This is a genomic window from Duncaniella sp. (genome assembly GCF_029056165.1).
In the GTDB taxonomy this organism is placed as follows: Bacteria; Bacteroidota; Bacteroidia; order Bacteroidales; family Muribaculaceae; genus Duncaniella.
In genome coordinates this window covers 45,478-69,921 of sequence record NZ_JAIDBW010000024.1, presented here as the reverse complement: position 1 = coordinate 69,921, position 24,444 = coordinate 45,478, and the positions used below count along the sequence as shown (strand labels likewise).

Here is a 24,444-nt window from a genome sequence, read left to right as displayed (position 1 = left end):
TGAGCCTCTTGTCGGATTCGAACCAACGACCCCGAGATTACAAATCACGTGCTCTGGCCAACTGAGCTAAAGAGGCAACAAGTTATTGTTCTCTTGCGTTTTGTAGAGGCGTTACCCCTCAAAAGCGATGCAAAATTACGGGGAATATTTTAAACTACCAAATATTTTCACAACTTTTTTGCATAAATTTTTTCGATTTTTTCTTCAACACAGCTCTTTTTAGCTACTGTACGAGCTGTATATCAGATATTTAATTAATTATTTTTGGTTTGCAAAAAAAATCCCGGTTGGTGAGAGCTTTTTCTCTCCGACCGGGATTCTTTGTCATTTACAGTGCTCCTTGATCCATTCATAATGTCCCATTTCCGTCGGGACTGTTGTCCAGTGTTCATTGATCGGAGTGAGCAATGCATCCTTAGGAGTCGTGATCACGTTATACACTTCATAGCTCGTCGTAGGAGGACATGTATTGTCATTGAATCCCCATGTCATCCTTACGGGACATTTCAAATGACGTGCGAAGTTCACCACATCGTAGTATTCAAGCGTGCGTATCTTTTCAGGCGTAGCCGTCTCAGGATTCTTACGGAAATGATGGGGATAGCCACCGGTCTTGTCTCCGAGATAACCTGTCATGTCGCTAAGCGCGGGATGATTCGCCACACAGCCGGTCACTCTGTCGTCGAGCATCGCTGTGGTGATTGCAAGCGCGCCGCCCTGCGAACCTCCCTGAGTGAAAAGATTCTTACCGTCCCATTCGGGGAGCGATGTGAGCAGGTCAAGGAAGCGACGGCAGCCGAGATACACGTCCTTCATATAATACTTATCCGGATCATCCATGTCAAACTCAAGATAGTTGCCACGGACCTTACGCTCGGCTGTAAACTCCTCTTCCGACAGTTCGGGATGCAGACCATGGATCTCGGTCTCGACACGGATCATACCACCCTCACCGTAGTAACGATGAAGCATGGGATCCTTGATGGTCTTCACGCCCGCTCCCGGAGGGGTCATGACGGCCGGATATTTCCCTCCGCCTTTCGGTATGAAAAGATAACCGTACATCGACTTGCCTTCGGGGGTGATCTGCAGTTTCACGAGCTGACATGTCATCTTGTCGGTGGTATATTTCTCCACAGGCTCTATCGTATATGTGAGGGGAAATTTCTTATCCTCCTCGACTGCCTTCTGCCAGAATCCGACAAAATCTGCCGGTTCTTTGACGTATGGCTGGAGTTTTTCAGGTGAGAATCCCACCTTGACATGATGAGCCGACTTATGACCGTCAAAATTCGCTTCAAGACGCAGATCGCGGAATCCCGGCTTAGTCATCGTGCCGATATTCACTTTCGCCTTGCCATCTTTCAGCATCAGTTTCCCCTCCTTATCTGCCGGAAGCATATCATCGCCTATTGTATAGCTGACTTCCACACCATCGACAGGCATTCCGTAACGATAAAGCTCCACCGCAATCACCGCGCTGTCGCCGGTCTCATACAGCCAGTCGGCATGATCGGGATTAGTTACCCAAAGGCAGTCACTGCGCGAGGGATAATTCTCAGCTCTCACACCTGTGCATACACACGCAATTAATATAATTAAGGTGGTAAGATTAAGTTTTTTCATGATAAACAATTTTTCGAGATGTTAATTAGCTCTTTCGACTGCTTCAAATTCAGTCAAATTTCTGCAAAATTAGCATTTTTAACACTTCCGTCAGTTATGACAGCTTATTAAATATTCTTAAATTGCCATTTTCGCTGATTCCGAAAGGGATATTTCCTCAAAACGTCGTAATTTTGCGGTATAATACACTTCCCTTCCTCTCGACCGACAGGGAGGCTCACCCCACTATCACTTTATGAAACGTCATCTCATCATCACAGCAATGTGCTGCATGGCTGCCGGCACCACTCAGGCACAGGTCAGCCGCCCGGATGCCAACGGCTATCTCGAAAGGGGCATATCCATGTTTGCCGACCGCAATTACGGTGGCTGCATCGATCAGCTCAGCCATATAACTGACCTCAATGCGACCACGGAAGAAAGCGAAGACGCACTCTATTATCTCGGCAAAGCATCCCAAGGACTTGGCGAGGAACGCGCTCTCCAGCTCTTTCGCGACTTTTTGGCCACGTATCCCGTCTCACCGCGCCGTGCCGACGTCATGATGTCAATCGGCGACTTCTATTTCAATCGTGCCAACTACGGTCAGGCCATTCAGGAATACTCCAGCGTAAATCCTATGGCCCTTACAAATGACCGGGCCGACGAGATGACCTACCGCACGGCCTACTCTTACATGCTTCTCGGCGAATACTCCACCGCCGCAAGCCTTTTCCGAGGACTGCAGAGCACTGCCGCCTACGGCAACGCCGCCCGCTTCTATCTCGGCTATCTCGCTTACGTCAACAAGGATTACAATCTTGCCCTCCAGTATCTACGGGCCGTGGACACTTCGGAAGCACCGGGTAATGCCGCTCCTTATTACGAGTCACAGATACTCTTCGCTCAAGGCAACTATGACCGCGCGCTCTCGCTCGCGCGTCAGCTTCTCGAATCCGGCACAGTCCCGCAATTCAATGCCGAGTGCAACCGCATAGCCGGTGAGTCGCTCTATAATCTCGGCGACGAGGCCAATGCCCTCCCCTATCTTTGGAAATATTGTGCGGAGACCACCGATCCGCAACCGTCGGCCTTCTATATACTTGGAATGAGCGAATACAGCCGTGGTGACTACGATGCGGCCATAAAGCTTCTTCAGCAGGCCGTCGGCACAAGTTCGGCAATGGAACAAAGTGCGTATCTCTTCCTCGGACAGGCTTACCTGAAACGTGGCGACACCAATTCAGCCCTTATGGCTTTCGAAAATGCCTACAAACTCAACTTTGACCGTGAAGTACGCGAAACCGCCTTCTATAATTACGCGGTAGCCCGTATGGATGGCGGACGTGTCCCGTTCGGCAATTCCGTCGCCCTGCTCGAAAACTTCATTAAGGAATATCCCAATTCCCGCTACAGCGCAGATGTACAACGCTACATAATCAATGGCTACATGAGCGACAATGATTATGAAAATGCCCTCGCTTCGCTCGAACGCATTCCCAACCCTTCAGCCGAGCTCCAGCGTGCCAAGCAGAGAGTGCTCCTCGTACTCGGCTCACGCGAGTATTCTTCCGGAAAAGTCACCGAGGCCATCACCCATCTTACTCAGGGAAAAAACATAAAGTCCGGCGATCCGTCTCTTGCACGCCAGTGTGACCTTTGGCTCGGCGACTGTTACTTCACACGCCACAACTACGACGAGGCGGCCGCCTGCTACAAGGCTTTCATCGCAGCTGCCCCCAAGACTGATTCAGAGAACCGCGCACTCGCTTATTACGATCTTGCCTACACACGTTTCAATCAGGAACGTTATTCCGACGCGCTCACAAATTTCCGCGACGCCATATCACTTCTCAAAACCGGTTCTTCAGCCAACCTTCTTTCCGATTCATACGCACGCATGGCTGACTGTCAGTATTACCTCTCCGACTTCAATGCAGCTGCCGAGAGCTACAAACAGGCTTACGACCTCAATCCCTCCGCAGGGGACTATGCCCTCTACCAGCTTGCCATGATGAAGGGACTGCGCAAGGAGTATGCAGCCAAAGTCTCTACACTCGACATGCTCATGCAGCAATTCCCCTCGTCCGGTCTCATCCCGGCCGCCCTGCTTGAAAAAGCCGAGAGCCAGTCGGCCATGGGGCAGACAGATCAGGCAATCGGAACCTACACCAAGCTCGTCACCAACTACTCCAACACCGCCCCCGGCCGCAACGGCTACCTTCAGCTGGCAATCACTTACATCAACCGTGGTGACCGCACCAAGGGCATCGGTACTTACAAGAAAGTCATCAGTTCCTTCCCGACGAGCGAGGAAGCACGCATAGCTGCCGACGACCTCAAGCAGATCTATGCCGCCGATGGAAATCTTCAGGCATTCGTCTCCTTCATCAATTCCGTTCCCAACGCTCCGCGCTACGAGGCTTCCGATCTCGAACGCCTCGCTTTTCAGGCAGCCGAGAATGACTACGTGAACGCAGGCTCTGTCGCCAAACTCACCGCCTACGTCAGCGACTACCCCAACGGAGCTGACCGCGCACAGGCTCTTTACTATCTCGCCGAGTCTTCATGGAATTCCGGTAACGCATCCGAAGCACAAGGCTATGCCGTTCAGGTGCTGACCAATCATCCCGACTCAGAGGTAGCCGAGGATGCAATGCTCATAAAAGCTGCCGCCGAGACCTCGCTCGGAAAGACTGAAATCGCTTATTCAACCTACCGTGAACTTGAAGGCCGCGCGTCAGGCTCAAATATGCTCCGCGACGCCCGCATCGGACTGTTGCGCACCGCCGCCGATCTCGGCAAGAACGACGAGGTCGTAGCTACGGCCGACAAACTCCTCTCATCCACCGCGGCCAATTCTTCGTCGGACATGAACGAGATCCGTTTCATGCGCGCCACTGCCAACAATGCCCTCGGTAACTTCGATAAGGCTTATAGCGACTGGAGTGAACTTGCCCGCAACACTGCCGACATCTATGGCGCGAAAAGTGCCTACTATCTCGGAGCTTCGCAGCTCGAACGCGGTAACCTGAAAGATGCGAAAGCAACAGCCGACAAACTGATTTCGTCCGACACACCCCATCAGTACTGGCTGGCGCGTGGCTTCATCCTCTACAGCGACATACTCCGCAAGGAGGGCAACACCTTCGAGGCCGACGAGTATCTCAAATCACTCCGTTCAAACTACCCCGGCACTGAGGCCGACATCTTCCAGATGATTGATTCACGCCTCTAATCCTCACATCCACCATCATCCGTCCATCATACATCATGAAACCCAGAATAGCACTCATCTCCCTCAGCCTTGCAGCTGCCGTGGCCGCTTCCGCTCAGGGATTGCATAAGGAAATCACCGTGGATCAGAAAATCGATCCGGTGAAACGCGAAGCCTCGCGCATCAATGTCCTCCCTACCCTACAGCTGCCCGCTCTGAGCCGCGCACAACTTTCATTCAGTGACCGCGTGGTCACCGCGCCTGTTCCCAACTCCTATTCCATCCTCGCTCCGATGGCCTACGGAGACCACCTCTACACCTCCCCCTATCGTGGATATATCTCACTCGGCGCAGGCGCACCTCTGTTCAACGCCACTGCTTCTGCCGGTTACCGCATACTTTCCTCAGAGAAAACCCGTCTGAGCCTTTGGGGGCAGTATGAAGGTGATATCTACACGACCACAACCTCAATTCCGCTGGTAACCCCCGACAATCTGACCACCGGTTACAATGACGTGAAGAATTACTGGCGTGACCACTCCGCCACCATCGGAGCAGATCTCCACACCCTCGTAGGCAAGACCTCGGCAGTCGAAGCCAGCCTCAATTACACCTATGCCTACCATACACTCCCACTCGGCACTTCGCTCATCTCACCCTACGGACAGAACACAAGCCGCATCAACGGCTCTGTCGGCTACTCATCCACCTCTGAAAATCTCACTTACAAAGCAGCCTTGCGTTACGGTCATTTCGGTTTTTACCATTCATCATTCCTCAATGCAGCCGACAATGCACTGAAAAGCGATATGGCCGAATCATATCCCGAAAAAGGTGTCCGTCAGAACCAGATCGGCCTGTCCGGACTCTTAACACTTCCTTTCAGCGACAATTCTTCGGTCGGACTCAATGTTGATGCCGACTTCCTGCGCAGTTCGGCACGTCTCCGCGCACTCTATCCCTATCTCTCCTCGGACGACCGTACATTTGAAGGAGAATCCACCACTGGTCTCATATCATTGACACCTCACTACGACTACACCTCATCAACTGTCAAAGCAAGCATCGGAGCACAGATCGACATATCCACTAACGCCGAAAGCACCTTCCACGTAGCACCGGAAGTCACTTTCGCATGGACTCCCACTCAGCTTTTCGGCTTCGAGGCCAAAGCTACAGGAGGTTCTGTCCTCAACTCCCTCGCGTCGCTCTATGATGTGACCCCCTACATCTCATCTTTCTTCGCCTACTCCCAGTCACACGTTCCTTTCGCCATTGACGGCCGTCTCAGCTTCGGTCCATTCTTCGGGGCATACATGGAGGTTTTCGGTGGTTACGCCAAGGCATCCGACTGGCTCATGCCTGTGGCAGGAGGTGCTTATCTGACCTACGGTGTATTTGAGAACGTCGATCTTTCCGCATGGCACGTCGGAGCAGCCGTCGGCTACAGCTATCGTGACCTCTTCAAGGCCCGCGTAAGTTTCGAAGCCGCCCCCAACGATTACGACAAGAGCTACTACGAGTGGCGCGACCGCGCGTCAAAGGTCATCAAGGCCGAGATGACACTCAAGCCAATCAAACCCCTCACCCTTGCCCTCGGTTGGGAATTCCGTGGCGGACGCCGCATCTACACACTCGTGCCTGACAACGTAGGCTCACTCGGAGCAGTATATACCCCTGTTTCCTCCTCGCTCGGATGTATGTCCGACCTCTCGCTCGGCGCAACATACGCCATCTCTGAACCTTTCTCCGTCTTTGCACGCGCTAACAATCTCCTGAACCGCCGTTACTACTTCATCGGCTACCGTGAGGCACAGGAAACCAACTTCCTCATCGGCGCATCCCTCAAATTCTGATCTTATTATCCAGTGATAGAAACTCAGCCGTCCGATGATTTGTCGGGCGGCTGATTCTTTTATATAGGACTCATCAATCGGCGAACCTCACCGTCACGACCAAGTGGAGCCGGACAAAAAATTGAACGTATGAAAATTTTTGTCAGACGGAGCGAGGAAGACACGTGGTAAACAGATCCACCCTACATCGACGTAGAATACGCCGGAGAGATATAATGTGGGATATATTACTAATATTCAATTTTAAAAGCTACTCTTATTGCCTAATTTTTCATATATTTGCACGCTACATAATTAATAACGAATAGACCATGATCACATTTCAACGTTTATCAGCAGGTATATTACTTGCTCTATCACTGACAACATCAGTCAGTGCGGCTACTGAAAATGAGCGTACCGATATGCCTGACCGCTATCAGGTAGGAAGCCAGTATCTCGCCTACCCGCGTCCCGCCTACGGTATGCCGAAACTCACGGAAGCCCCCAAGGACTACGTACCTTTCCACATCGAGCACTATGGCCGTCATGGCAGCCGTTGGCTTCTCAAGGATGCCGACTATGATCGTCCCGTCGAAGCCCTCGAAAAAGCCAAAGCCAACGGCAAACTGACTCCGCGCGGCGAACAGCTCCTCGGTCAGCTTTCAAAAATTGCAGCTGACTCCAAGGGACGCGTCGGAGAACTTACACCGCTGGGCCACCGTCAGCACCGCGACATAGCCCGCCGAATGACCGAGAATTTCCCCGAAATCTTCGTTCCGGGTACACACGTCGATGCAAAATCAACCGTCATCATCCGCTGTATCCTTTCGATGGCCAATGAGATCGCCGAACTTCAGCGCATCTGCCCGGAACTCATAGTCACCTGCGATGCCTCACGCACCACACAGAAGATCCTTGCCTACAACAGCACCGATTCCGTAGCTAAAAAACTCGGACGCGAAGCCGAGAAAAAGTATGAACCGCTCTTCGATGAAAAATATTCCGATCACTCGGTATTCATCTCAAAGATATTCAACGACCCTCAGTTCGTAGCCGACAGTCTTGACGAGAAGAAAATCTTCACCGATATCTTCGAGATCACTACCAATGCCCAGAGCCACGATGACCAACCCGACCTCTACGACATCTTTACCACCGAGGAGCTCAACAACGAGTGGAAGGCCCAGAACGCCGGGTGGTATCTCTCTGCAGGCAATACCTCAATAACCAACAACCGTATTCCATACAATCAGCGTGTCCTGCTCCGCAACATCATTGAGTCAGCCGACACAGCTATGGTTTCACCCCGTCTCAGTGCCAACCTCCGCTTCGGTCATGAATCAATCGTCCTCCCGCTCACTATTCTGATGGAACTTGACGGCAATGACTTCGACACAACGGATATCGAAAATCTTCCCGCTCACTGGCGTAACTATGAGATCTTCCCGATGGGCAGCAATATCCAGATCATATTCTACCGTCCTGCTGAAAACCCGTCTCTATCACCTGACGATGTCCTTGTAAAAGTGCTCCTCAACGAGAAAGAGGTTACCTTACCTCTCGATCCTGTAAGCGGCCCATACTACAAGTGGTCTGACATGCGGGATCTCTACATGTCGAAACTCGACGCCTTCCCGACTAAATTCACGGAATAATCCGGTGACAGCGTCAACCGGACCATGATCCGATCAGAGTTCTGTTTCCGATTATCGGATCTGCAAAACCAAACTTTCATGGATTTTGTTATATCTGTAAATTGAATATTTAACGATTACACATACACTATGAAAAGTTTTGTAGAAAAAATCAAAGAAACAATTCCTACGCTGGTCGTATTCCAGCACTCCGGCAACAAGGATGCCGCTGATGTAGATTCACTCATTCAGAAACTCCGCGAAGAGTTCGCAGGGCGTGCCAATATCGAGCGCGTCGATGCTTCGGACGACGGAGAATACAAGGTTCATTACAAACTCGAAGAGTATCCTACCTATATTCTTTTCAAGGAAAGTCAGGAACTCATGAGAGAAAGCGGCAAAAAGACACAGTCCGAACTCGAAGAAATGATTCAGACAGGTCTCTAAAGGTCATCTGCTTTAGCAACCGTACCGTCAGCCATGCAGCATATCGTATAGCAATATGCTGCATGGCTGACGGTACGGTTATGGCTGTACGTTCCGACGGTCATACGGAGCACATCCATCCTCTAAAAAGGATTTTCCATACATAATTCCACATTTCCACTGGCATTTTGCAAATTTTATTGATTATGGTGTGAAAATTTGATATTAATTTCGTACTTTTGCAGACATTTTATCGTTTTAAACCATTATATTTTCACAACAGTTAGATGAATAATGATCAGATAAAGGTGATATTTGCTGAAGAAGAGCATGCGAAGTATGCTGAGCAGATCGTCACCCTCATCTATGAATCAGCCCTTCAGCGCGGAACCGGCATTGCCCGGCGCACACCGGAGTATATCGCCCAGAAGATCCGCGGGGGAAAGGCTGTCGTCGCTCTCTGTGATGACCGTCTCATCGGCTTCAGTTATATAGAGAGCTGGGAACATGGTGACTATGTGGCCACATCGGGCCTTATAGTGGATCCAGAGTTCCGACGATTGGGGCTCGCGGCACGAATTAAGGCTAAGACCTTTGAGCTGGCGCGCCTGCGCTTCCCCTTTGCAAAACTGTTCAGTATCACTACCTCACTCCCGGTGATGAAGCTCAACACTCAGATGGGCTACAAGCCGGTGACATTCTCAGAACTCACTGACGACGAGGAATTTTGGGCCGGATGCAAAGGATGTGTCAACTTCGACATTCTCCAGCGCAACAACCGACGAATGTGTCTCTGTACCGGTATGCTTTATGACCCGAAGGCAAAGCTTGAACGTCCGTCAAAACGTGCGCCCTACATGATGTGGTTGCAGAACCGCATTAAAAAAATCCTCCATCTTAAATAAATTCAAGTTTTTTTAATTCCAGTGTCCGTAAACTAATGCAACGGACATAAAAGTCAACAAAAAAATGGAAAACAAGAAGAAAAAAGTAGTCCTCGCCTTCAGTGGTGGCCTCGACACATCATTTGCAGCAAAATATCTCTCCGAAGATCTCGGTTATGAAGTACACACCGCTATCGCAAACACCGGCGGTTTCAGCCCTGAAGAACTGAAAACCATCGAGGAAAAGGCTCTTCGCCTTGGCGCGGCTTCCCATGCAGCCCTCGACGTGACCGGTGATTATTACGACAAGAGCATTAAATATATGGTGGCAGGCAATGTGCTCCGCAACGGTACTTATCCCATTTCCGTATCATCCGAGCGCATCTTCCAAGCCATCGCTATCATTGAGTATGCAAAGAAGATCGGTGCTGATGCAGTGGCCCACGGTTCGACCGGCGCAGGCAACGATCAGGTTCGTTTCGATCTTACATTCCAGATCCTCGCTCCTGAAATCGAGATCATCACTCCGACACGTGACATGACCCTCACCCGCGAGTATGAGATCGACTATCTGAAGAAACACGGCATCGAAGCTGATTTCAAGAAGATGGAATATTCCATCAACAAGGGTCTCTGGGGCACAAGTATCGGCGGAAAGGAAACTCTCCATTCCGAGCAGACACTCCCTGAGAACGCATATCCCAGCCAAGTTACCGAGAAGGGTGAGGAACACATTACCATCGGTTTCGTTAAGGGTGAGATCGACAGTGTGAACGGTAAACACTATGACAACAAGATTGATGCTATCCGCGAGGTAGAGCGTCTCGGCTCCCGCTATGGTATCGGTCGTGACATGCATATCGGCGACACCATCATCGGTATCAAGGGTCGTGTCGGCTTCGAGGCCGCAGGTCCTATCCTCATCATCGCCGCTCACAAGATGCTTGAGAAACATACTCTTACCAAGTGGCAGCAGTATTGGAAGGATCAGATCGGCACGTGGTACGGTATGTTCCTCCATGAGTCGCAGTATCTCGAACCTGTGATGCGCGACATGGAAGCCTTCCTTGAAAGCTCACAGGCAAATGTGACGGGTACTGTGGAGATCATTCTCCGTCCGTACTCTTACACACTTGTTGGCGTTGATTCACCCTTTGATCTCATGAAGACCGATTTCGGCGAATACGGTGAGGTCAACAAGGCTTGGAGTGCCGACGATGTCAAGGGATTCACCAAGATCCTCGGTAACCAGATGAAGATTTTCCACAACGTGCAGAAGCGCAACGGAAAAGAATAATCCGCTCACCGATGGCTAAAATAGGAATTATAGGAGGCGCCGGCTATACTGCCGGCGAACTCCTCCGCCTGCTCATCAACCATCCGCAGGCGGAAATCGTGTTTGTCCATTCGTCAAGCAACGCTGGCAAACTCGTGAGCGAGATTCATGAAGGTCTTATCGGCGACACGGACCTCCGCTTTGCCGAGGACTATGATCTCAACGCCATTGATGTTCTGTTCCTCTGTCAAGGTCACGGCTTCAGTCAGAAGTTTTGGGAGGAAAATCCTAAACCCGAAGGTCTGAAGATAGTGGATCTCGCACAGGACTATCGCAATGAGTCCGAGGGCTACATCTATGGTCTGCCCGAAGCGAAACGCGATCTTATCCGAAAATCCGGTCTCGTGGCCAATCCCGGCTGCTTCGCAACGGCCATACAGCTTGCCCTCCTGCCCCTCGCTGCAGCCGGTAAGCTCAACAGTGAGATTCATGTGACTGCCGTTACAGGCTCGACCGGTGCGGGTGTGAAGCCGGGTGCAACCACCCACTTCAGCTGGCGCAACGACAATCTGTCGGTCTATAAGGCATTCTCCCATCAGCACCTTGCAGAGATACGTCAGACCCTCTCTCAGCTCCAGCCCGGTTTCGATGCCGAGATCAGCTTCGTGCCTGTGCGCGGTGATTTCCCGCGCGGTATCTTCGCGATGACCTATATCGACACGGATCTCTCGCTTGAAGAAGCTGTAAAGCTCTATAAGGATTTCTATGCCGACGCGCCTTTCACACATGTCTCTGACCGACCTATCGATCTCAAGCAGGTGGTCAATACCAACAAGGCTGTCATCTCGCTCGAAAAGCATGGATCGAAACTGCTGATCCTCTCGGCTATAGATAACCTTCTCAAAGGAGCTTCCGGACAAGCCGTACAGAATTTCAACCTTATCTGCGGTTATCCTGAAGAGACTGGCCTGAAGTTGAAACCATCAGCGTTTTAAAAGTTTAGAGTTCAAGGTTTAGGTAATTCCATTGCCTTAGGCGGACTTTGACACAGCCTCCTACATATCATACTATTCCCCCATGAATTTATTTGACGTATATTCACTATATGACATCGAGCCCGTACGCGGTCTCGGCAATCATGTCTATACCGCTGACGGTACGGAGTACCTCGATCTCTACGGAGGTCATGCCGTCATTTCCATCGGCCATGCACACCATACCTACGTGACAGCAATAGCCGAGCAGGTATCGAAACTCGGATTCTACTCCAATTCGGTGCAGAATTCGCTCCAGCAGCAACTTGCCGATCGTCTCGGTCGTCTGTCGGGTTACAATGACTATGCCCTTTTCCTATGCAACTCCGGAGCGGAAGCTAATGAGAACGCGATGAAACTTGCATCGTTCCATACCGGCAAGAGCAAGATCCTCGCATTTGACAAGGCTTTCCACGGCCGCACATCAGGCGCGGTAGCCGTAACTGATAATCCCAAGATCCAGTCACCGTTCAACTCTACCGAAAATGTTGAGTTCGTACCCCTCAATGACATCGAAGCTGTCGAAGCTAAATTTGCCACCGGTGAATTTGCAGGTGTAATCGTCGAAGGGATTCAAGGTGTGGCCGGTATCCGTATGGTTGACGACTCCTTCCTCCGTCGTCTCCGTGAGCTTTGCACCAAGTATGGGGTAGTGATGATCCTTGATGAAATCCAGTCGGGCTACGGCCGCACCGGTCGTTTCTTTGCTCACCAGTATGCAGGAATCCGCCCCGATATCATTACCTGTGCTAAAGGTATCGCCAATGGCTTCCCGATGGGAGCGGTGATTATTTCTCCGGCCATCAAGCCGGTCAAAGGAATGCTCGGCACCACCTTTGGCGGAAGTCATCTTGCCTGTGCGGCCGCTATTGCCGTGCTCGACGTGATGGAGACAGAGAACATGATTTCAAATGCGGCGGCGGTTGGCGAGTATCTCATTGAAGAACTCAACGGGCTTGCAGCCGATCATCCGGAGATTATGGAAGTCCGCGGACGTGGCCTGATGATCGGTATCGAGATCAAAGGCTCGGCACCTGAGCTGCGCAAGCGTCTGCTTTTCGACAAGCATATCTTCACTGGTGGTGCCGGCGAACATACAGTGCGTCTTCTTCCTCCCCTGTCGCTTCCGCGCAGTCATGCACGCCGCTTCGTAGAAGCTTTCAAGGAAGTCCTTGAAGGAAAATAATCCATCAATATAGTTGAATCCTCACAACCTCTAAAATCCCTCCCGAAAAAATGCGCAATTTCACTAACGTCTCCGATATAGGACCTCTTGATCTCGCTGTCAAGGAGGCTCTTCAGGTCAAGGCTGACCGTTTCGCCTATTCACATCTGGGCAAGAACAAGACCCTGATGATGATTTTCTTCAATTCAAGTCTCCGCACCCGTCTAAGCACGCAGAAGGCTGCCATGAATCTCGGAATGAACGTCATTGTACTCGACGTGAATCAGGGCGCATGGAAACTGGAGACGGAGCGTGGTGTCATCATGGACGGTGACAAGGCCGAGCATCTTCTCGAAGCCGTTCCCGTCATGGGTTCTTACTGCGACATCATCGGTGTGCGTTCCTTTGCCGGTCTTAAAGATAAGGCCGAGGATTACGAGGAGCGTGTCATCAACCAGTTCATCCGTTATTCTGGCCGTCCCGTATTCAGTATGGAAGCAGCCACACGCCATCCTCTGCAGAGTTTCGCCGATCTCATAACCATCGAGGAATTCAAGACCAAGGAACGTCCCAAGGTGGTCATGACATGGGCACCGCATCCCCGCGCGCTTCCGCAGGCCGTCCCCAACTCCTTCGCTGAGTGGATGAACGCTACGGATTATGATTTTGTGATCACTCATCCCCACGGCTACGAGCTTGCTCCTGAATTTGTCGGCAAGGCACGTGTGGAATATGATCAACGCAAGGCTCTTGAAGGTGCGGACTTCGTCTATGCGAAGAACTGGTCAGCTTATGCTGATCCTAACTATGGCAAGGTGCTTTCGACTGACCGCGACTGGACTGTCGATACGGAGAAAATGGCTCTTACGGACAACGCGTTCTTCATGCACTGTCTCCCTGTGCGCCGCAACATGATTGTGACGGACGATGTTATTGAATCGGAACGCAGCATCGTGATCCCCGAAGCGGCCAACCGTGAGATCTCCGCACAGGTGGTTCTGAAGCGTATTCTTGAAAGTCTCTAAGATCGGTTATGGAAAGCATCAAGGTTATAAAGATTGGCGGTAACGTCGTTGACAATCCCGAAGCACTCGCGCGCTTCATCCGTGATTTCGTCAGTCTCCCCGGCAAAAAGATACTTGTCCACGGAGGAGGTAAGGAGGCCACTCGCATGAGTGCGAAACTCGACATCCCGACAACTATGATCGAGGGACGACGTGTCACTGACCGCGCCACGCTGGATGTAGTCACGATGGTCTATGCCGGTTTGGTCAACAAACGCATCGTGTCGATGCTTCAGGCTGCCGGTTGCAACGCCATAGGTCTTACCGGGGCGGATGGCAATGCCATCACGGCTACCCGCCGTCCGGCAAAACCGATAGACTACGGTTTCGTTGGCGATATTGCTCCCGAAGGAGTCAATTCCGGACTCATCGCCTCACTGCTTGACGCGGGAATCACTCCGGTCTATTGCGCGATTACGCATGACGGTGCTGGGACATTGCTCAACTGCAATGCGGACACGATCGCATCGTCCGTTGCAGTCGGTGCTTCCCGTATAGCTCCGACAGATCTGATATTCTGCTTCGAGCAACCGGGTGTAATGGAGGACATCGAACGTCCCGATTCCCTGATCAGCAGCATTACTCCTGCTGTCTATGCTGATCTCCGCGAACGTGGCATTGTCAATAAAGGAATGATTCCAAAGATCGATAATGCTTTCAAGGCTATTGAGCGCGGTGTGGCAAGTGTCACCATAAAGCATTCCGATGCTCTCACCATTGACCGTGGAACTGTCATAACTGCATAAAAGGATAGTATCACTGATTAAATAAATCTGTAGCCACTCTGCCGGATGAAACCTACGCACGCAATCGAACTCCTTTCCGGGATGATAGCCATTCCTTCTCTGTCAAGACAGGAGGAGGGGACGGCTGCACTCATTTTCGACTATCTCGCTGCCAACGGTGCTTCACCGCATCGTTTCCGCAATAATGTCTATGCTTTTTCGGAAAATTTCGATCCGTCGCGTCCTACTCTCCTACTAAACTCCCACCATGACACGGTGAAGCCGGCGGCTTCATACACGCGTGATCCGTTCCTCCCCGTCATTGAGGACGGACGGCTCTACGGACTCGGTAGCAACGATGCCGGTGCATCTGTCACGTCGCTCATACAGACATTTCTTGACATGCGCACACTCCCTTTGCGGTTCAATCTCCTCCTTGCAATAACCGCAGAGGAGGAGGTAGGAGGCGAAAACGGTATGCGGGCTTTCCTGCCGCATATCGCCGAAGAGGGGGTGAGGATCGATTGTGCGATCGTGGGTGAACCGACGGGTATGCAGGCGGCTGTGGCTGAACGCGGACTGGTGGTCCTCGACTGCCTTACTCCCGGAGTGACCGGCCATGCGGCACGTGGCGAGGGTGTCAATGCGATCTATCGTGCGATCGCTGATATCAATGCCCTGCGCGATTTCCGTTTCCCGACCGAATCAAGCATCCTCGGTCCGATAAGTGTCAACATCACCCAGATCAATGCCGGCTGGCAACACAACGCCATCCCCGATGAATGCAAGTGGGTGGTGGATATACGCACTACGGATGCCTATACCAACGAGCAGACGGTCGATCTCCTCCGCGAAGCAGTGAGCTATTCGACTCTCACGCCCCGGTCAACGCGCGTACGCGCATCGGTCATCACCGACACGCACCCGCTTGTCAGGAGCGCGATAGCTCTCGGATGCGAGACATTCGTATCGCCGACCACAAGCGACATGTCGCTCATGTCTGATTTTCCGTCGCTTAAGATCGGACCCGGACAGTCGTCGCGCAGCCATTCGGCTGATGAATTTATACTCCTCCCCGAAATCGAAGCTGCAATTCCTCTTTACCGCCGTTTGATCGAATCGCTTCAGCTGTAATCGCTAAAGTAGTGACATACTGACATAACGGCAAATTCAAATCATCCTAAAAAAACTCACCACACAGATATATGAAACTCTGGAGCAAGGGCTTCGAGCCCGATAAAATGATTGAGGAGTTCACCGTCGGCAACGACCGTGAACTTGATCTGCGCCTCGCGCGTTACGATGTCCAAGGCTCTATGGCCCATATCAGAATGCTTGAAAGCATCGGGCTACTTACCTCTGAGGAGCTTGACGTGCTCCTGAAGGGTCTCGGAGAGATCGCTGAGATCATCGAACGCGGCGAATTTACCATTGAGCCGGGTGTCGAGGATGTCCATTCACAGGTGGAGTTCATGCTCACGGCAAAACTTGGCGATGTTGGTAAGAAGATCCATTCAGGTCGCTCGCGCAACGATCAGGTGCTCGTGGATCTGAAACTTTTCATGCGCGATGAGCTGCGCCATGTAGCCGAAGCTGTCAAGCGGCTCTTTGACCGCCTGCAGACACTGAGCGAGGAGTATAAGGATGTCCTTATGCCGGGCTACACTCATCTGCAGGTTGCCATGCCCTCATCATTCGGACTATGGTTCGGTGCATACGCCGAATCGCTTGTGGATGACATGCAGATGCTCGTGGCCGCCTACAACGTTGCCAATCAGAATCCCCTCGGATCTGCTGCGGGCTATGGGTCGTCCTTCCCTCTTGACCGTGAGATGACCACCCGTCTGCTCGGTTTCGAGACACTTCATTACAATGTCGTTGCGGCTCAGATGTCGCGCGGAAAGACCGAGCGTGCGGCCTCGATGGCCATCAGTGCTATTGCATCAACCCTCGGACATCTTGCAATGGACGTGTGCATGTGGATGTGTCAGAATTTCGGATTCATTTCTTTCCCTGATGAGCTTACGACCGGGTCATCAATCATGCCCCATAAGAAAAATCCCGACGTGTTCGAGATCATGCGCGGAAAGTGTAACCGTCTCCAGTCCATTCAGAACGAGATCGCACTACTTACCGCCAATCTCCCACTCGGTTATAACAGGGATCTCCAGCTGCTCAAGGATATCATCTTCCCGGCTACGACAGAGATGATCGGCTGTCTCGACATGGCTGATTTCATGCTCCAGCACATACGTGTGAAGCGCGACATAATCGATGATCCGCGTTACGACTATCTCTTCACCGTCGAGGAGGTCAACCGCCTTGTGCTCGATGGGATGCCTTTCCGTGAAGCTTATAAGAAAGTGGGGCTTGAAGTGCAGGATGGTACTTACAAACCTGTCCGCAGTGTCCACCACACCCATGTGGGATCGATCAATAATCTCTGCACCGCACAGATAGCCTTGAAATTCCAGAAGCTCTACGATAAAATCGCAGAGTGAATCATTCAATAAAAAAACTTGTACGTGAACAATAGATGTCTGTGAAAAGTTATTATTTTTGTAACTTGAAAACTGTAACACATCACTAACATCATTAATATTTTCACACTTATGCTAAACAACAAAGTACAGGACGCACTTAATGCGCAGATCAACGCTGAGTTCTGGAGCGCGTATCTCTATCTTTCAATGGCACTTCACTTTGAGGCAGAAGGTATGCCCGGTGTAGCCAACTGGTTCAAAATCCAGTTTCAGGAAGAACAGGCCCACGCTACCATCTTCATGAACTATGTCAATCAGCGTGGAGGCCGCGTAGAGCTCAAGGCTATTGATGCAGTCCCCACCTCATGGGAATCACCCCTTCAGGCATTTAAGGATACACTCGAACACGAAAAGCAGGTGACCTCACTCATCAACAACCTCTATGCACTTGCTGAGGCTGAGAAGGATTACGCTACCCGCGACCGTCTCAACTGGTTTGTTAGCGAACAGGTTGAGGAAGAGGATAACTGCCGCACACTCATCGACAAGTTCTCTCTTATCGGTGACAACGGCATGGGTCTCTATATGCTCGATCAGGAGCTCGCATCACGCACATACGTTGCTCCCGCCGCCCTTGCAGAATAAATTTCCCGCCTATAGCTTATTACTGTAAGTAATAGGCTTTGTATGAAATAATAAATCCAAGTAGAATGTCAAATGAAAGGTATTTTGATATCCTACTTGGATTTGCTATTTGTAATATCGTAATCTTTTATTATTTTTGTTAATCAGAAAAAAATACGTCCCTTAGACACAGGTTTTTATTATATCCTCCATTTATGTACGAACGCGAAAAATATAATCTTCTTATAGAGGCAATAAAAGCTAAGGCCGGAGAGATTCTTCCGGCGGGATCGCAGGTGGCTTTATATGGATCGCGGGCAAGGGGAGATGCCCGCCATGATTCCGACTGGGATATTCATATTCTCATTCCCGGAGAAGAAAAGCTTTCCCTTGATACGATTGACAGATATGCGAGCCCGATTGAACAGATCGGCTGGGAATTCAATGAATTCATCTGTGCACGTCTTTATTCATTTGCAGGATGGTTAAGACGAAGCTTTATGCCGTTCTATAAGAACGTAGAACAGGATAAAATCATAATCTTCCAAAACTGATTCATAATGACTTTATCTAACGAAGATCGTAAAGCTATCATAAGCTATCGCATAGAACGCTCACATACGGCATTGACAGAAGCTGAATATGTGGCCAAAGGAAACTTTTGGAATCTTGCGGCAAATAGATTGTATTATGCGGCATTCTATATTTGTGAGGCTCTGCTTTTGGACAATCAGATATCTACTTCAAGTCACGCAGGAGTCAGTAGGATGATAAATCTTCACTTCATAAGAAACGGAATACTGACAAAAGAAGATGGAGTGCTGCTTGGACGACTATTCAGAATGAGGCAGACGGGTGACTATGATGATCTCTCCGATTGGACGGAAGAGGAAATATTGCCTATGTTTTCTGATGTGAAGGATCTAATATCCAAAATACAGAACTTGATTAAATTCGTATAGAATTTTCAATCCCGCACCATATTCAATCGATTGGATATTACGCATGGGATGGTTTATTATGCGGGATTGCATACCGGGATTTCACGTTTTGTCGGCTGTGGGATCTTGAATCCGAGGCGGGCCACTATTATACTCATTATAGGAGTGAGGAAATTGAATATACAGCAGGGAAAATAAGCCAGCGTGCTCACGCCGAGCACTGTCGATTGGGTCAGACCACATGAATTCCACGGGATTAGTACTGATGTCACGGAGATAGAATCCTCCATCGAACGGCTCAGCAGACGGCTTTCAAGACCATTGCGGCGATAAAGTGAACGATACATATTTCCTGTGATTATAAGCGACAGGTACTGGTCTCCCGTGCAGCAGTTCATGGCAAGTCCGCTGCAGACAGTCGCACCGACTATGCTCGTATGGCGACGCAGTCTGTGTGTGAAAGCGTCAGTGAGCTTGGCAAGCATACCTGTGCCTATCATCACACTTCCGAAAAACATGGCACTGAGCACAAGATAGACTGTCGGGAGCATACCGAGTACACCCCCGGTGCTGACAAGATTATCGAGGGAATCGTTACCGGTCTGTAATGCCACTCCGCTCCATAGGTTTGTCAGAAGTGCAGTAACACCCATTCCGTCATGCGACTGGAACACAAAGATCCCTATCGCTCCCAGCATGGAGGCAGCGAGAAGCACGATCAGTGTCGGCAGGCGGAGTATAATCATTATCATGGTTATGGCCGGAATTACAAGCGTCCAAGGCGATAGATTGAATGTCGAGCCGAGTGCACCGAGCATCGGGCCGGCCTCGGCCGTGTGCTCACCACCATTGGTCAGACCAACCGTCAGGAACACAATCAGGGCTATACCCATCGCCGGGACAGTTGTAAACATAAGATAACGGATATGCTCGAAAAGATCCACACCGGCGGTGGATGATGCCACAACTGTCGTATCGCTCAGTGGCGACACCTTATCACCGAAATAAGCTCCGGAAATGATTGCTCCGGCAATCCAAGGATCGCTGTAGCCCATCACCTGACCTATACCCATGAACGCCACTCCAAGAGTTGCGATCGTGGTCCACGAGCTTCCGGTCAGCACGGATATGACCGAGCATACCGCGCATGTGATCACCAGAAATAGCTTGGGGCTTAATACTTTTAGACCGTATGATATCAGGGTAGGCACGACGCCTGACAACATCCATGTGGTAGCCACCAACGCTATGCACAGCAGTATAGGTATTGCAGGGAGGATCTGCGAGGCACTCCGTTTGAATCCAACTGAAAGACCACGGCGTGAAGCCACACCTCCGACCATTGAAAGTCCGAGTGCAACCGCTGTAGATGACAGTAGGATAAACGGTCCGATTTCAGAGACTGCGTCAGCACCGCTCGTGACTATGACAGTGATGAGGGCGACGAAAAGAAAACTTACGGGGATAAGTGAAATCAATAATGACGGTCGGTTCACACCGCCGAAGACACGCTGTCTGTTCAAGGTCTGTCGTAATGTATGATAATTATTGATAATACAAGTGACCCGGATCAATAGATGGAATAAGGGTTGTACGGGGCACTTGCTTGATAAATTCATTACAAAGTTACAGTAATTCCTTGAAATCCCCTACAATATATTCAACAAAACACCCTAAAACCTTTAAATACTTGTTAAAATCATATTATTTTGAAGAGGTGGCAACCTTAACTTTGCAGAGATTAACTCCGGATATCGGGGACGAGGATAACATCGGTTGCGGATTTCAAGAGAAGGTAAGCATTATTCCGTAGATTACTGGGAATTTCTTGTAGAAGAGGATATAAAAAATCATTCTCTTCAAGAGTGCAGAATGAAGAGAATGATAGAAGATTCATAAGATAGCCGCAAGCCGGAAGCGGTTTACAATTGTCCCAGTTCGACCATTGTGGCTACGCGCTCTACGATTGCATCCTTGCGGTCGGTCTCCGGTTTATAGGAGGTCTTGAGATTGACACCGAAGAAACGTCCGAATGTCTGCCAGAAGCCTGCTCGGAATGACCCGAGAAAAGCTTTGAGGATGTTGTAGCTCGACTGGTTCGTCTCGCGGTTGATGAGCTTGATCAACATCTGGGCTTGCGATTTGGTGAATTTTTTAAGCGCAGGTTTGTACTGCTCGAACACTGCACCCTCCATCTTCTTCAGATGTTCCTCACGCTCTTTCTGAGTCGGAAAAGTCTCGATATACTCGTAGGTCTCGATCAGGGTCTCGCAGATGAGCTTTGCGTAGGGGAGGGTTTTCTTGACATCGCGCACGGTCTTCCAGTAAAATTCCTCCTCCTTCTTGTTTTTGAACTTCAATGGAGGATAGACGGTCACGTCCGCAAGTACAAGCATGAGTGTGTTTTCCCCCTCGTCGCCATCAAAATAGTAATAGCCCTGAAGGGGTTTCACACGGCCTGAGCCGACTTTCACCGGCCCTAAATCTTCGGGATCATCCACAGGCATGGCAGGATTGCCGTATGCGCCGAGCGCACACAGAGCCGTGAGGATGATGGAGATTATGTATTGTCTATAGGATTGTGTCATACAATATTATAACACACGAGAGCGAATTTTTATTGTTGCACGAGGCGCGAACTTCCAAAATCATGCTTCTGATGGTCCGTGGGGCACGGGAGGATAATCTACGGTGTAGTGCAGACCGCGGGATTCCTTACGTTCCTTAGCCTGACGCATGATGAGGTAGCCAACGTTGATAATGTTGCGCAGCTCGCATATCTCGCGTGAAGCCTTGGACTGCTTGAACAGTTTCTCGGTCTCCTCATAGAGTATGTCGAGTCGATTCCATGCCCTGTCGAGGCGCAGATCCGAACGCACGATACCGACGTATGTTCCCATGATCTGATTGACCTCCTTGATACTCTGTGTGATCAGCACCATCTCCTCGGTGTGGCGCGTGCCCTCGTCGTTCCATGCCGGGATATCCGTACGGAAATCATAGTGTGGAGCGTTTTCGACTGCATGGCGTGCGGCGGCGTCAGCATAGACCACAGCCTCGATGAGTGAATTTGAGGCCAGACGGTTGCCTCCGTGGAGACCGGTGCATGAGCATTCGCCGACTGCATACAGACGTTTGATGGACGATTCGGCATTTCCATCCACCTTGATTCCTCCGCAGAGATAGTGGGCGGCCGGGGCAACGGGTATATAGTCCTTCGTAATGTCGATGCCCAGTGACAGACACTTGGCATAGATGTTGGGGAAGTGCTTCTTGGTCTCCTCCGGATCTTTGTGTGTCACGTCGAGATAAACGTGGTCATCACCGGTAAGCTTCATTTCGGAGTCAATGGCACGGGCCACGATGTCGCGCGGAGCGAGTGAAAGGCGTGGATCATACTTGTGCATGAATTCTTCACCCTTGAGGTTGCGCAACACTGCGCCGTAGCCTCGCATGGCCTCAGTGATAAGGAAGCTGGGACGGTCACCGGGATGATAGAGCGCTGTGGGGTGGAACTGGATAAACTCCATATCCTTTACAGTTCCCTTTGCACGATAGACCATGGCGATACCGTCGCCTGTGGCGACGAGAGGATTTGTCGTGGTCTGATACACCGCCCCGACACCGCCGGTGGCGATCAGGGTGATGCGTGAGAGGAAAGTATCCACTTCTCCAGTGTCGGTATTTAGCACGTAAGCTCCGTAGCAGGTGATGTCCGGAGTGCGGCGGGTGACTATCTTACCTAAATGGTGCTGTGTGAGGATCTCGATGGCGAAATGATGTTCGAAAATATCGATGTCCGGATTAGCCTTGACGGCCTCGATGAGTGATTCCTGAATCTCGAAGCCGGTGTTGTCGGCGTGATGGAGAATACGGAATTCAGAGTGTCCGCCCTCGCGATGCAGATCGAAAGATCCGTCAGCCTTCTTGTCGAATTCGACACCCCAGCCTATGAGTTCGCGGATCTGCGCGGGAGCTTCGGTGACCACTTTACGTACAGCTTCGGGATCGCTGAGCCAGTCACCTGCAATCATGGTATCGTTGATATGTTTGTCGAAGTCATCCACTTCGAGATTTGTGACAGAAGCCACACCGCCCTGAGCAAGAGCCGTGTTGGCTTCGTCGAGCGTGGTCTTGCATATAAGGGCCACGCGTCCCTTTGAAGCGACTTTGAGGGCAAAGCTCATACCTGCAATGCCTGAGCCGATTACAAGATAGTCATATTTTCGTGTCATTTCTTCCGAGAAACGTGAGTGGAGTTGATTATAATTGTTGCTAAAATTCAGTAAGGGTCCTAATCCCCCATACTTTAATTTTTATAATGCTTACTTTATCGCCGCAAGTCCGCCCTGCGCGGTTTCCTTGTAGATCGAGGGCAGATCGTGACCGGTCTGCTTCATCACTTCAACAATGCGGTCGAAGGATACGGAGTGACTTCCGTCCGAGAATGATGCATAGAGATTGCTGTCGAGCGCGCGGGCTGCAGCGTAGGCGTTGCGTTCGATGCAGGGGATCTGCACGAGTCCGCACACGGGATCACATGTCAGTCCGAGGTGGTGTTCGAGACCCATCTCTGCGGAGTATTCGATCTGTGCCGGCGTACCTCCGAAAAGCTGACTGGCAGCGGCTGCAGCCATCGCACAGGCTACGCCTACTTCTCCCTGACACCCTACTTCGGCACCTGAGACAGAGGCGTTGTACTTGACGACGCTTCCGAATAGTCCGGCTGTGGCAAGTGCGCGAAGAATGCGCTTATCGCTGAAATTTTTTGAGGTGGAAAGATGATAGAGCACAGCAGGAAGCACTCCGCATGATCCGCACGTAGGTGCGGTCACGATCATGCCTCCGGAGGCATTCTCCTCACTGACAGCAAGAGCGTAGGCATAGACAAGTCCGCGACTGCGCAGACTGTCATTGTGGCCGGCGGCATGGAGATAATAACTGACGGCCTTGCGACGCACTCCAAGTCCACCGGGAAGCACGCCTTCGGCATCAATGCCGCGTTCGACGGCTTCCTTCATCACCCGCCACACTTCAGCGAGATAGTCCCACACATCGCTGTCGTCATACTCCTCGACATATTCCCAAAAACTTTTGCCTGTCTGTCTGGTCCATTCAAGTATATCGTTGATTTTGGTCATAGGATATACTTTCTTGGCTTGCGGACGCTCCTCGCCTTCATGGACTATGTCGCCGCCGCCGATTGAATATACCGTCTGGCATTCAAGTTCCTTGCCCTCGGCATCAAACGCACGGAAGGTCATCCCGTTTGGATGGAAAGGGAGAAAAATGTCGGGTTGCCACAGGATAGTGGTGGGAGCTATGGGTTCGAGCTCTCCGAGAATAGCCACATCAGTCATGTGACCCTTTCCGGTGCCGGCAAGGGCGCCGTAAAGGGTCACGGTGAATGATGCGGCGTCCCTGTGACGGGAGCCAAACTCTTGGGCGGCTTTCAGAGGACCCATCGTGTGAGAACTCGACGGGCCGTGGCCGATCTTATAGAGTTGTTTGATTGATTCCATCAAAAA

At 50.9% G+C, this 24,444-nt stretch carries 21 protein-coding genes and 1 tRNA gene; 15 read left to right on the top strand and 7 right to left on the bottom strand.

The features are described from left to right. Positions 1 to 2 precede the first annotated feature (2 nt). Together K2G41_RS05565 and K2G41_RS05560 are read right to left on the bottom strand one after the other, a co-directional pair. A tRNA-Thr gene (locus tag K2G41_RS05565) sits at positions 3 to 76 on the bottom strand. 248 nt (positions 77 to 324) lie between these two features. After that, on the bottom strand, positions 325 to 1,626 hold the full coding sequence (locus K2G41_RS05560) for an acetylxylan esterase (RefSeq protein ID WP_300116193.1): 1,302 nt from the start codon (positions 1,624 to 1,626) through the stop codon (positions 325 to 327). 235 nt (positions 1,627 to 1,861) lie between these two features. On the opposite strand from K2G41_RS05560, the gene K2G41_RS05555 reads away from it, so the two are divergent. From K2G41_RS05555 to K2G41_RS05540, 4 genes are all read left to right on the top strand, one after another. Continuing rightward, the gene (locus K2G41_RS05555) at positions 1,862 to 4,843 is read left to right on the top strand and encodes a tetratricopeptide repeat protein (protein ID WP_300116180.1); all 2,982 of its coding nucleotides are present in this window, start codon (positions 1,862 to 1,864) and stop codon (positions 4,841 to 4,843) included. A gap of 35 nt (positions 4,844 to 4,878) precedes the next feature. After that, positions 4,879 to 6,678: a hypothetical protein gene (locus K2G41_RS05550; protein WP_300116175.1), complete on the top strand. Its 1,800-nt coding sequence runs from the start codon at positions 4,879 to 4,881 to the stop codon at positions 6,676 to 6,678. Between the two features lie 311 nt (positions 6,679 to 6,989). Beyond that, a complete protein-coding gene (locus K2G41_RS05545) occupies positions 6,990 to 8,315 on the top strand; it encodes a histidine-type phosphatase (protein ID WP_300116172.1) in 1,326 nt (441 codons plus the stop codon). Between the two features lie 129 nt (positions 8,316 to 8,444). After that, a complete protein-coding gene (locus tag K2G41_RS05540) occupies positions 8,445 to 8,741 on the top strand; it encodes a thioredoxin domain-containing protein (protein WP_300116161.1) in 297 nt (98 codons plus the stop codon). Here K2G41_RS05540 and K2G41_RS05535 read toward each other — a convergent pair. Then, complete coding sequence (locus K2G41_RS05535; protein WP_300116148.1) at positions 8,738 to 8,860, bottom strand: hypothetical protein; 123 nt, start codon at positions 8,858 to 8,860, stop codon at positions 8,738 to 8,740. The two genes, K2G41_RS05540 and K2G41_RS05535, sit on opposite strands and share 4 nt — an antisense overlap. A gap of 147 nt (positions 8,861 to 9,007) precedes the next feature. Here K2G41_RS05535 and K2G41_RS05530 point away from each other — a divergent pair, with 147 nt between their 5' ends. The 11 genes from K2G41_RS05530 (at position 9,008) to K2G41_RS05480 (ending at position 18,937) form a co-directional block, all read left to right on the top strand. After that, positions 9,008 to 9,625: a GNAT family N-acetyltransferase gene (locus K2G41_RS05530; RefSeq protein WP_300116145.1), complete on the top strand. Its 618-nt coding sequence runs from the start codon at positions 9,008 to 9,010 to the stop codon at positions 9,623 to 9,625. Between the two features lie 64 nt (positions 9,626 to 9,689). Then, the gene (argG, locus tag K2G41_RS05525; RefSeq protein WP_300116142.1) at positions 9,690 to 10,901 is read left to right on the top strand and encodes an argininosuccinate synthase; all 1,212 of its coding nucleotides are present in this window, start codon (positions 9,690 to 9,692) and stop codon (positions 10,899 to 10,901) included. A gap of 11 nt (positions 10,902 to 10,912) precedes the next feature. Beyond that, the gene (argC, locus tag K2G41_RS05520; protein ID WP_300116135.1) at positions 10,913 to 11,875 is read left to right on the top strand and encodes an N-acetyl-gamma-glutamyl-phosphate reductase; all 963 of its coding nucleotides are present in this window, start codon (positions 10,913 to 10,915) and stop codon (positions 11,873 to 11,875) included. An 82-nt stretch (positions 11,876 to 11,957) separates the two neighbouring features. After that, positions 11,958 to 13,100 (top strand): aminotransferase class III-fold pyridoxal phosphate-dependent enzyme, encoded by a 1,143-nt coding sequence (locus K2G41_RS05515; protein WP_300116122.1) that lies wholly within the window; start codon positions 11,958 to 11,960, stop codon positions 13,098 to 13,100. A gap of 50 nt (positions 13,101 to 13,150) precedes the next feature. Further along, positions 13,151 to 14,104, top strand: coding sequence for an acetylornithine carbamoyltransferase (locus K2G41_RS05510; RefSeq protein ID WP_300116119.1), 954 nt, complete (start codon positions 13,151 to 13,153; stop codon positions 14,102 to 14,104). An 8-nt stretch (positions 14,105 to 14,112) separates the two neighbouring features. Further along, the gene (argB, locus tag K2G41_RS05505; RefSeq protein ID WP_300116116.1) at positions 14,113 to 14,889 is read left to right on the top strand and encodes an acetylglutamate kinase; all 777 of its coding nucleotides are present in this window, start codon (positions 14,113 to 14,115) and stop codon (positions 14,887 to 14,889) included. A 45-nt stretch (positions 14,890 to 14,934) separates the two neighbouring features. Next, complete coding sequence (locus tag K2G41_RS05500) at positions 14,935 to 16,002, top strand: M20/M25/M40 family metallo-hydrolase (protein WP_300116109.1); 1,068 nt, start codon at positions 14,935 to 14,937, stop codon at positions 16,000 to 16,002. Between the two features lie 71 nt (positions 16,003 to 16,073). Further along, positions 16,074 to 17,369: an argininosuccinate lyase gene (argH, locus tag K2G41_RS05495; RefSeq protein WP_300116095.1), complete on the top strand. Its 1,296-nt coding sequence runs from the start codon at positions 16,074 to 16,076 to the stop codon at positions 17,367 to 17,369. A 111-nt stretch (positions 17,370 to 17,480) separates the two neighbouring features. Beyond that, on the top strand, positions 17,481 to 17,996 hold the full coding sequence (locus tag K2G41_RS05490; protein WP_300116092.1) for a ferritin: 516 nt from the start codon (positions 17,481 to 17,483) through the stop codon (positions 17,994 to 17,996). Between the two features lie 194 nt (positions 17,997 to 18,190). Then, entirely contained in the window at positions 18,191 to 18,529 is a 339-nt protein-coding gene (locus K2G41_RS05485; protein ID WP_300116089.1) for a nucleotidyltransferase domain-containing protein, read from the top strand. Positions 18,530 to 18,535: 6 nt separating this feature from the next. Continuing rightward, positions 18,536 to 18,937 carry a HEPN domain-containing protein gene (locus K2G41_RS05480; RefSeq protein WP_300116081.1) on the top strand — a complete coding sequence of 134 codons (402 nt, stop codon included), beginning with the start codon at positions 18,536 to 18,538 and terminating at the stop codon, positions 18,935 to 18,937. 56 nt (positions 18,938 to 18,993) lie between these two features. On the opposite strand, the gene K2G41_RS05475 is transcribed toward K2G41_RS05480, so the two are convergent. From K2G41_RS05475 to K2G41_RS05460, 4 genes are all read right to left on the bottom strand, one after another. Further along, a complete protein-coding gene (locus K2G41_RS05475; protein ID WP_300116068.1) occupies positions 18,994 to 20,439 on the bottom strand; it encodes a Na+/H+ antiporter NhaC family protein in 1,446 nt (481 codons plus the stop codon). A 399-nt stretch (positions 20,440 to 20,838) separates the two neighbouring features. Then, positions 20,839 to 21,504: a DUF4294 domain-containing protein gene (locus K2G41_RS05470; protein WP_300116066.1), complete on the bottom strand. Its 666-nt coding sequence runs from the start codon at positions 21,502 to 21,504 to the stop codon at positions 20,839 to 20,841. Positions 21,505 to 21,564: 60 nt separating this feature from the next. Next, complete coding sequence (gene nadB / locus K2G41_RS05465; RefSeq protein WP_300116063.1) at positions 21,565 to 23,151, bottom strand: L-aspartate oxidase; 1,587 nt, start codon at positions 23,149 to 23,151, stop codon at positions 21,565 to 21,567. Positions 23,152 to 23,241: 90 nt separating this feature from the next. Then, positions 23,242 to 24,438 (bottom strand): L-serine ammonia-lyase, encoded by a 1,197-nt coding sequence (locus tag K2G41_RS05460; RefSeq protein WP_300116056.1) that lies wholly within the window; start codon positions 24,436 to 24,438, stop codon positions 23,242 to 23,244. Positions 24,439 to 24,444 lie beyond the last annotated feature (6 nt).